This is a genomic window from Streptococcus sp. KR (assembly GCF_002238115.1).
Lineage (GTDB): Bacteria > Bacillota > Bacilli > Lactobacillales > Streptococcaceae > Streptococcus.
In genome coordinates, this window is the sequence record NZ_NGVM01000004.1 from 99,508 (window position 1) to 108,072 (window position 8,565).

Annotated in this window: 4 protein-coding genes; 3 read left to right on the top strand and 1 reads right to left on the bottom strand. The window is 39.3% G+C overall.

The genetic code is table 11. The features are described 5' to 3' along the window. The first annotated feature begins 56 nt into the window (after positions 1-56). A complete protein-coding gene (gene pepO / locus CBI42_RS02560) occupies positions 57-1,949 on the top strand; it encodes an endopeptidase PepO (protein WP_094753191.1) in 1,893 nt (630 codons plus the stop codon). 59 nt (positions 1,950-2,008) lie between these two features. Next, on the top strand, positions 2,009-2,773 hold the full coding sequence (locus CBI42_RS02565) for a hypothetical protein (protein WP_094753187.1): 765 nt from the start codon (positions 2,009-2,011) through the stop codon (positions 2,771-2,773). Between the two features lie 94 nt (positions 2,774-2,867). Here the strand turns inward: CBI42_RS02565 and CBI42_RS02570 are convergent, their stop codons facing one another. Next, on the bottom strand, positions 2,868-3,497 hold the full coding sequence (locus tag CBI42_RS02570) for an MBL fold metallo-hydrolase (protein WP_094753188.1): 630 nt from the start codon (positions 3,495-3,497) through the stop codon (positions 2,868-2,870). Between the two features lie 603 nt (positions 3,498-4,100). Here CBI42_RS02570 and CBI42_RS02575 point away from each other — a divergent pair. Continuing rightward, positions 4,101-8,565 (top strand): YSIRK-type signal peptide-containing protein (locus tag CBI42_RS02575; protein WP_142294082.1); only part of this gene is annotated, 4,465 nt, incomplete at its 3' end.

The window sequence follows — 8,565 nt, forward strand, 5'->3', positions numbered from 1 at the left end:
ATTCCCCAGCAATTTTTGTTAAGCTAAAAACAAGTACAAATGAAAGCGAGAACAAGATGACACGTTATCAAGATGATTTTTATGATGCAATCAATGGAGAATGGCAGAAGATAGCTGACATCCCAGCAGATAAGTCTCAAACAGGAGGTTTTGTTGATTTAGACCAGGAAATTGAAGACTTGATGCTTGCGACAACAGACAAGTGGTTGGCAGGTGAAGAGGTGCCTGAGGATGCTATCTTGGTAAACTTTGTCAAATACCACCGCCTAGTTCGTGATTTTGACAAGAGAGAAGCTGACGGTATCACACCTGTCTTACCACTCCTTAAAGAATTCCAAGAATTAGAGACTTTTGCGGATTTTACAGCTAGACTAGCAGAGTTTGAACTTGCAGGAAAACCTAACTTCCTTCCTTTTGGTGTATCGCCAGACTTTATGGATGCTAGAATCAATGTTCTATGGGCTAGCGCTCCAAGCACAATCCTGCCAGACACGACCTACTATGCTGAAGATCATCCTCAGCGAGAAGAGCTCTTGACTCTTTGGAAAGAAAGTAGCGCAAATCTTCTCAAGGCTTATGATTTCTCTGATGAAGAAATTGAAGACTTGCTAGAGAAAAGACTAGAATTGGATCGCCGAGTTGCAGCAGTGGTGCTCTCTAATGAAGAAAGTTCAGAGTATGCTAAACTCTACCATCCATATTCATATGAAGATTTCAAGAAATTCGCGCCTGCCTTACCTCTGGATGACTTCTTCCAAGCGGTTCTTGGACAAGTGCCAGACAAGGTTATTGTAGACGAGGAACGTTTCTGGAAAGCAGCAGACCAATTCTATAGTGAAGAAGCTTGGCCTCTCCTCAAGGCAACCTTAATTTTAAGTGTTGTGAATCTCTCAACCAGCTATTTAACAGAAGAAATTCGTGTCTTGTCAGGTGCCTATAGCCGTGCGCTTTCAGGAGTTCCAGAAGCCAAAGACAAGGTCAAGGCAGCCTACCAGCTAGCACAAGGTCCTTTCAAACAAGCCTTGGGTCTTTGGTATGCACATGAAAAATTCTCTCCAGAGGCTAAGGCAGACGTAGAGAAAAAAGTGGCAACCATGATTGATGTCTATAAGGAACGCTTGGCTAAAAATGACTGGTTGACTCCTGAAACTCGTGACAAGGCCATCGTCAAACTCAATGTCATCAAGCCTTATATCGGTTACCCAGAAGAATTACCAGAACGCTACAAGGACAAGGTAGTGGATGAGACTGCTAGTCTTTTTGACAATGCTCTAGCCTTTGCGCGTGTGGAAATCAAGCACAGTTGGAGCAAGTGGAACCAGCCTGTAGACTACAAGGAATGGGGTATGCCTGCTCATATGGTCAATGCTTACTACAATCCACAGAAGAACCTAATTGTCTTCCCAGCGGCCATTTTGCAAGCACCTTTCTATGACTTGCATCAGTCATCTTCTGCTAACTACGGTGGTATTGGGGCAGTTATTGCCCATGAAATTTCCCACGCATTTGATACCAACGGAGCTTCCTTTGATGAAAATGGTAGCCTCAAGGATTGGTGGACAGAGAGCGACTATGCTGCCTTCAAGGAGAAAACACAAAAAGTCATTGACCAATTTGATGGACAGGATTCTTATGGAGCAACCATCAATGGTAAATTGACTGTGTCAGAAAACGTGGCTGACTTGGGAGGAATCGCTGCAGCGCTTGAAGCAGCTAAGAGAGAAGCAGACTTCTCAGCAGAAGAATTCTTCTACAATTTCGGTCGCATCTGGCGCATGAAAGGTCGTCCAGAATTTATGAAACTTTTGGCTAGCGTTGATGTGCACGCGCCAGCCAAACTCCGTGTTAATGTACAAGTACCAAACTTCGATGATTTCTTTACAACCTATGATGTCAGAGAAGGAGACGGCATGTGGCGTTCACCAGAAGAGCGCGTGATTATTTGGTAATGAATCGAATCTAATACTAAAATCCGTAAATCTGTATAGGATGGGTTAGAGAGGTTAATATGAAGAAATTTTTAATGATATTTTCAGCTATTCTTACTGTTTTTGTTTTAGCATCTTGTGGTGCAAACAAAAAAGATGAAAAAATAGAACCTTCGGCAACACAATCATCTTCTACCAAAGAGGAACAGAAGGAAAGCTCTACGAAGTCAGAGAGCCAAACTAGTACAAGTTCTTCAATGGCAACGCCACCAACAACAATGGAAACGAAAAGCGAAACAGGAAAAGATTTGTACAAGGAAGTAATAGAGCGGTACAATCATTATACAGACCTTTTAAAGCAAGGTAATAGAGAAGATTTGTACGAGGAAAATAAACAACACAAGATTGCTTCAGATGAATATGGTTTGATTTTCTCTCGAATGGATTATAAAAATGCACCAGATTGGAAATATGTTATTGCTGATTTGAATAAGGATGGTCAAGACGAGTTACTTATTGGAGATGAAAAATTTGTTTCAGCCATTTACTATTTAGAGAATAAACAACCCAAGTTGCTTCATACAGCTTATGTAGCTTCTGCAGGTGGTTTTCGTTCCAGTTTAGTTATTTATGAAAACGGTCAAGTCAGATATGCAGACTGGCAGTCAACACGACCAGAAATGAACTTAAGTCTGTATGCTTTTAATAAAGATGGAGTGCAGAAGATTAAAGAAGGAATCTTTCAAATTGGTAGTGATCAAAAGCCAGAGCAAATCTTAGGGATTTCTTCTAATGAACTTGATTTAGCTAAATTTGAATGGAAAGAATTTGCCCCAGTCAACTAGTATTTGATGAAATTTAAAACTAGGCTAGATTCTAAAGTCACAAAATAGCAGTACACAAAAACCAAGGATAAAAAATTCCTTGGTTTTTTGCTTGCTAGAAAAAGGGATTGAAAGTCTTTTCGTGGGCAATAGTAGTAGCTGGACCATGCCCTGGATAGACATCATAGTTTGGTAGAGTGAAGAGTTGGGTCTGGATACTATGAAGGAGTTGCTCCATGCTACCAGTCGGAAGGTCGGTCCGTCCGATTGTTTCTCGGAAAAGAGCATCCCCTGTTAAGACTAGGTGAGCATCAGGAAAGACGATAGAAACACCACCGATAGAGTGACCTGGTGTTGGCAAGACAGTGAAACGAAATTCCTCTAGTTGGTATTCTTCATGAAAGACAAAGGTGTGCTCTGCAGGTTTTGCGACCACATCTGCCATATCATCGTGGCGAGGAAGCCCAGAGAGATTATCGACGGGAGTATAGAGCCAGCTGGCTTCGCTCTGTGCGATATAGACAGGAGGATTGCCAAAAGTCTCGCGAACCAAGTCCAGACTCATGATATGGTCATAATGGGCGTGGGTCAAGAGAATAGCACAGATCGGTTTGTTGATGTTCTCTATTGTCTGACGAATGGCTTCCCAATGGCTACCAGGATCAACAACGATGAGGTTCTTTTCACCTTCCAGGTAATAGGTGTTTTCATAGGCAACAGGATTCACAGTTTTATGGATTTTCATACTAGCTCCAATCTCAAAGAATGTACTAAATTAAGTATAGCACAGTTAGGGGGAATAAAGTAGACAGAAAGTTTTTCTTTATAGAAGGTTACTTGCTATCTACTTCATTCTGTCTAAAATAGAGATAGCTATTTTTAGAGTTATGAACTAGCTAGAGCTTTTAATTGACTGGGATTTAAAATAAAGCTAATGAGCTGGAGAGTGAATTAATGAAACAAGTAAATTGTACTCTGTATTAGAAGGAAGTTTGTAAAAAAGGAAATAAAATATACATGTAAGGTTAAATCGAATCAATATACTAATTTAACAAAAATAGAGTATGAGACCTGTAACAGCTTGCTACATATTATTTTACAAGTAAAAAAATCTGAAAATTGTTGTATTTTTGGAAAATATTTATTTTAAATTTAGAATAAAAAAATAAGTCATTTTATTTGCTACAGACTAGAAAATATGATATCATAAAGTTGTATGTTGTAGACAATTTTATGATATCAAGCTTCACTTCTAACATCTTTTGTTTCATCTGAGGTTACCTGTGAGTTTTCGATATCAATAACTTGTAAATCGACATAAAAATAAAAAAGGAGGTTGTGGGTCTAAATGAAAGGCAAGCAACAACAAGATTTTAGAGTAGAAAAGTACATCCGTTATGGTATCCGGAAATATAGCTTTGGAGCAGCATCAGTAGCAATTGCAGCTGGTTTGATGTTCCTTGGAAATGGTGTGGTATCAGCAACGGAAGTTCAAGGTGCAGAAGCATCAGTAGCGGCAACTACTGCCCCAGCAAATCAAGCGGATTCTAATAAAGAGAAGGAAGCCGTTAAGCCAGAAACTAAAGTAGAGGAAGCTAAACCAGAGGTTAAAGCAGAGAAAGCTAAACCAGAGGAAGCTCCGAAAGAAGTAGTAGCTCCTAAATTGGATAAGGCTCAATTAGAAGCTTATGTTAACCAGGTAGCAGGAAATATAGCTGCAGGTAAATATGCAAACAAGACAGACGAAAGTTTGGCTCTTTTGAATGCAGATTTGGAAGCGGCAAAAGCAGCTCTTTCAAGTGCTACTAGTCAAGATGAGTTAAAAGCTGCTTACAACAAACTTGTAACAACTGTAAACTCAAAACTACAAAACAAACCAGTTGAGAAAAAAGAAACTCCAGCAGTTGATACTACAAATGGTAAAGAAACTGTAGGGAAGAGAGCGGGAAATACTGAGAAAAAATCTGAGTCAAACGCAATTGAAAACACTGGTTCTAAAGATGAACGTAATGGCAAAGAACTAGTCCAAGGTTCACACTTACGTTCGGCTAGTGAAGGCTATACCTTAGCTTCTACAGAACTTAGAAAAGAAAACGGTGAGTTTGCAACAGCTACTGGTAAAACATATAAAACATTGGATAACAATGATACGTATCGTATCTATGTTAAAGGATTCCAATCTGAAAACACAGAAACAGTAGCTAGAAACAATCCACAACCTGGGACTGGTGCACGTACTGACCTTCCTTTATCAAAAACAGAAGCTCAAAAACTTGGGCGTGAAGCAGCGATGTGGAATAATAAACTCCGTGCAAGTGGTCAAAATAATAATACTAATTCATATGGATCAGGTGGAGCTTATGAGTACTTAGCGACAGAAATCTATGGCTACACTTATGAACAAGGTAACCATTATGTTTATCTTAAAGATGTAACTAAACGTTTCGAGTTGAGTGATGCAGCTAAAGCAGCAGGATATACTATCAAGAAAGTCACTCCAATGAACTTACCGCCAGGTTTAGGTTATAACGCAAATTCGGATACTGTAGAAGGTTACATCGGAGCAAATATTCAAAATGGTGTTTATGACTTCCGTTATGAATTAACTGTTGCAAAAGACGGTACTGAGCAAAAAGTGTACTTCCGTGACCTACAAGCTGGTTGGATTGGTTGGCAAGATTCAACAGCACCTAGAATTCAGGGAAAATCAACAATGGTAACTGTTGGAGATCAAGTTAGTCATAATTTGGAATATGTTGATAATGATGGTGTAAATAGGGATACGCGAGCTAACTATCAACGTGAAGATGGTTCTAAGTTTGTAGCAGGATCTAAAACGTCACCAGCATCAAGTAGAAAACCAGCAGAATTTGTGGCAGCTGATGGAACTAAAGTGAGATCTATGTCCAACCCTCAAACAGTTACTGCTTATACAACATTAAATGGTAAAACACTTGGTAAAAATGGTGAGAAACCAGTATCTCTTGATGATACTATTCCAGGATTGACATATGCTCCAGAGACAGGTTTAATTACAGGGACACCAACAGAAGCTGGAATCTTTACTGTTGCTGCTTTGGCAAAAGACTACAACTCTGCAAATGCATGGGACATGAACGGTCAAGAAGCTCATGAAAACCTTACAGTTGCGGTTGCACCTAAGATTACAGTGAAAAACGTCGAGGCTTATGCAACTAACGTTCCTGTAACAATTTCTAAAGGTGCTAATAAAGCTGAAATCACAACGCCAGACGGAAAAGTAACTAAGTTAGTTGTTAAAGCTGGAAACTGGGTTGTTGCAGCAGGTACAACTAATACGGCTGTAGAAGAGGGTGCGACTTTGGCAGCAGTATCTACTTCAGGTGATACGACTATCAACTTAGCAGTTGAAGCAGAATCGACGAAATATGTTGGCGTCGATAGTATTACTGCGAAAGCAACTACTGATAAAGTTCAAGCATATCTTCAACGTGATACAGTAACTGTTAAAGATCACAATCAAAAAGAATATGTAGCAACATTTAACCGTGCGACAGGTAAATACACACTTCCAAATGAAGATGCATATCACTTGGTTGATAACGGTGATGGAACTTCCACTTTAACTGAACGTCGTATTTATACTGAGGCTCAAGCGAATGGTGACGTTAAGCTCTTTGTTTACGAATTTACTCGTAAATGGAGTGCTAGCTCTACAGCTGCGAATCTTGTTGATAGAGTAGCAGAAATTCGTGCTAAAGGTGAAGTGAAAGAAGTAGGAGATGTTTTCCGCACGGAGACACTATTACCGAATGACCAAACTTCTTCTACTCAAGGTAGAACAATTAAAGTAAGTTACGATTCAGTATCTAATCAATGGACAGCTTCTGATGGTTCTAAAGTGACTGCGACAGAATCAAATGCTGGTTGGAAAATTTCAACTAATTCAGGATTTAGTGGTTATGTAGCTTATCGTGAAGCAGTAGGCACTGATTTAGCTTCTATTCAGAATGCTAAACCAAACTCAACATCAACAAGTTATTCTGAAAATAAAGGAACAACAGTTAACTTAATTGCTTCACCAAAGGCAAATGTTAAATTTACCGATGCAATCGATGATAAATCTAATGCTGAGAATTCAGATATTATCCAAACAAAAGTTACAGTAACTGACCCAGATGGAGCACAAACAGTATTTGATGCTGCAAAAGCAGAAGAGGCTGCTTACATTGCTGCGCAACGTTCTGCAGCTGAAAAAACGAATATTGCTGCTCAAGCGGTGAAAGATAATCAAGAAGCTCAAAATACATTAGCAAACTTGCAAGAACGTTTAGATCGCCTTACTAGAATTGCAGAAGATGCTCAATTGGCATTGGATAATCTAAAGCTTCGTTCAATTTCACCGACAGCTGAAAAAATGGCTCAAGATGCACTTGATAAAGCAAATGAGCTTAAAGCAGCCACTGAAGCAGAAATTGCCGCTTCTAAAGGAAGTGTTGCAACTCTTGATACAAAAGTAACTACATCTCGTGCAGACGCATTGGCGGCTGAGAAAGCTGTTGAATTGGCTCGCACTGCTTTGATTAATGCAGCTCAAACTAATCTAGCAAATGCAACAGCATATACTCTTAATAAACTTGGACGTTACAAAGTAACAGTTTCAGGAGTAGACTCAAATGGTGTTGTTACTACACCTACAGTAGGTGGAACTGATTCTGGAGCTTTGACTGATGATGCGGTTACAGAAACAACATACTACATCGTAGTAACAGAACCAGAGAAATCATCAGGTGCTCAAGGTCAAAAACAAACTGACTCAATGGCCGACAATTTCAATGATGGAAAAGAAGGAACTACAGTATCAAATTACAAACTAGTAGATCCAAAAACAGGAGCTAAAGTTGAATCTTTAACAACTGAAGAAGGAACTTATACTGTAGATCCAACGACAGGTGAAGTAACGTTCACTCCAGTAGAAGGATTTGTAGGAACTGCAAATCCAGTAACAGTAGCAGCTGATGTAACATTTAATGATGAATCAGGAAATCCAGTAACAGTAGCGGTAGAAAATGCATATACACCAACTGTATACGGAATTGCACCATCTGCAGATGAAACTACAGGAAAACAAGGACAAACTCAAACCTCTAAATCAGGAAAAGATCGTTTCTCTGAATTAAATAATACAGATAATACACTAGATGGCACAAATGTTGACTGGACAACAGCTGCCTACTCATTAGAAGGAGCTAATGCTGAAGGTAAAGTGGTAGTTGATGGAGAAGGAACATACACAATTGATCCAACAACAGGTGTAGTAACATTTGAACCACTTCCAACATTTACAGGAAAAGCTAAAGGTGTTAATGTACAAGTATCAGTAACAGCAACTGATTCAGAAGGAAATAAAGTTCCAGTTACTTCAAAAGGTAAATATACTCCAGAAGTAACACCAGTAACACCGACAGGAGCACCAGTTACATCTGAAGGTAAACAAGGTCAAGAACAAACAGGTAAACCTGTCTTTACACAAGGTGATGAAACAGCTCCAATTACTATTAACGAGCAGCAACCAGCTAAATTTGTAGTAAATGGACAACCAGTTGATGACAAAGAAATTCCAGCAACAAAAGATGGAAAAGAAGTTGGTAAATACGTAATCGATCCATTAACAGGTGTTGTAACATTTAAACCAAACAAAGACTTTGTTGGTACACCAGATCCAGCAACTGTTGAAGTTAAAGATAAGAATGGAACACCAGCAACAGCTACTTATACTCCAACAGTAACTCCAGTAACACCAACAGCAGAACCAAAAGAAACAACTGGAAAAC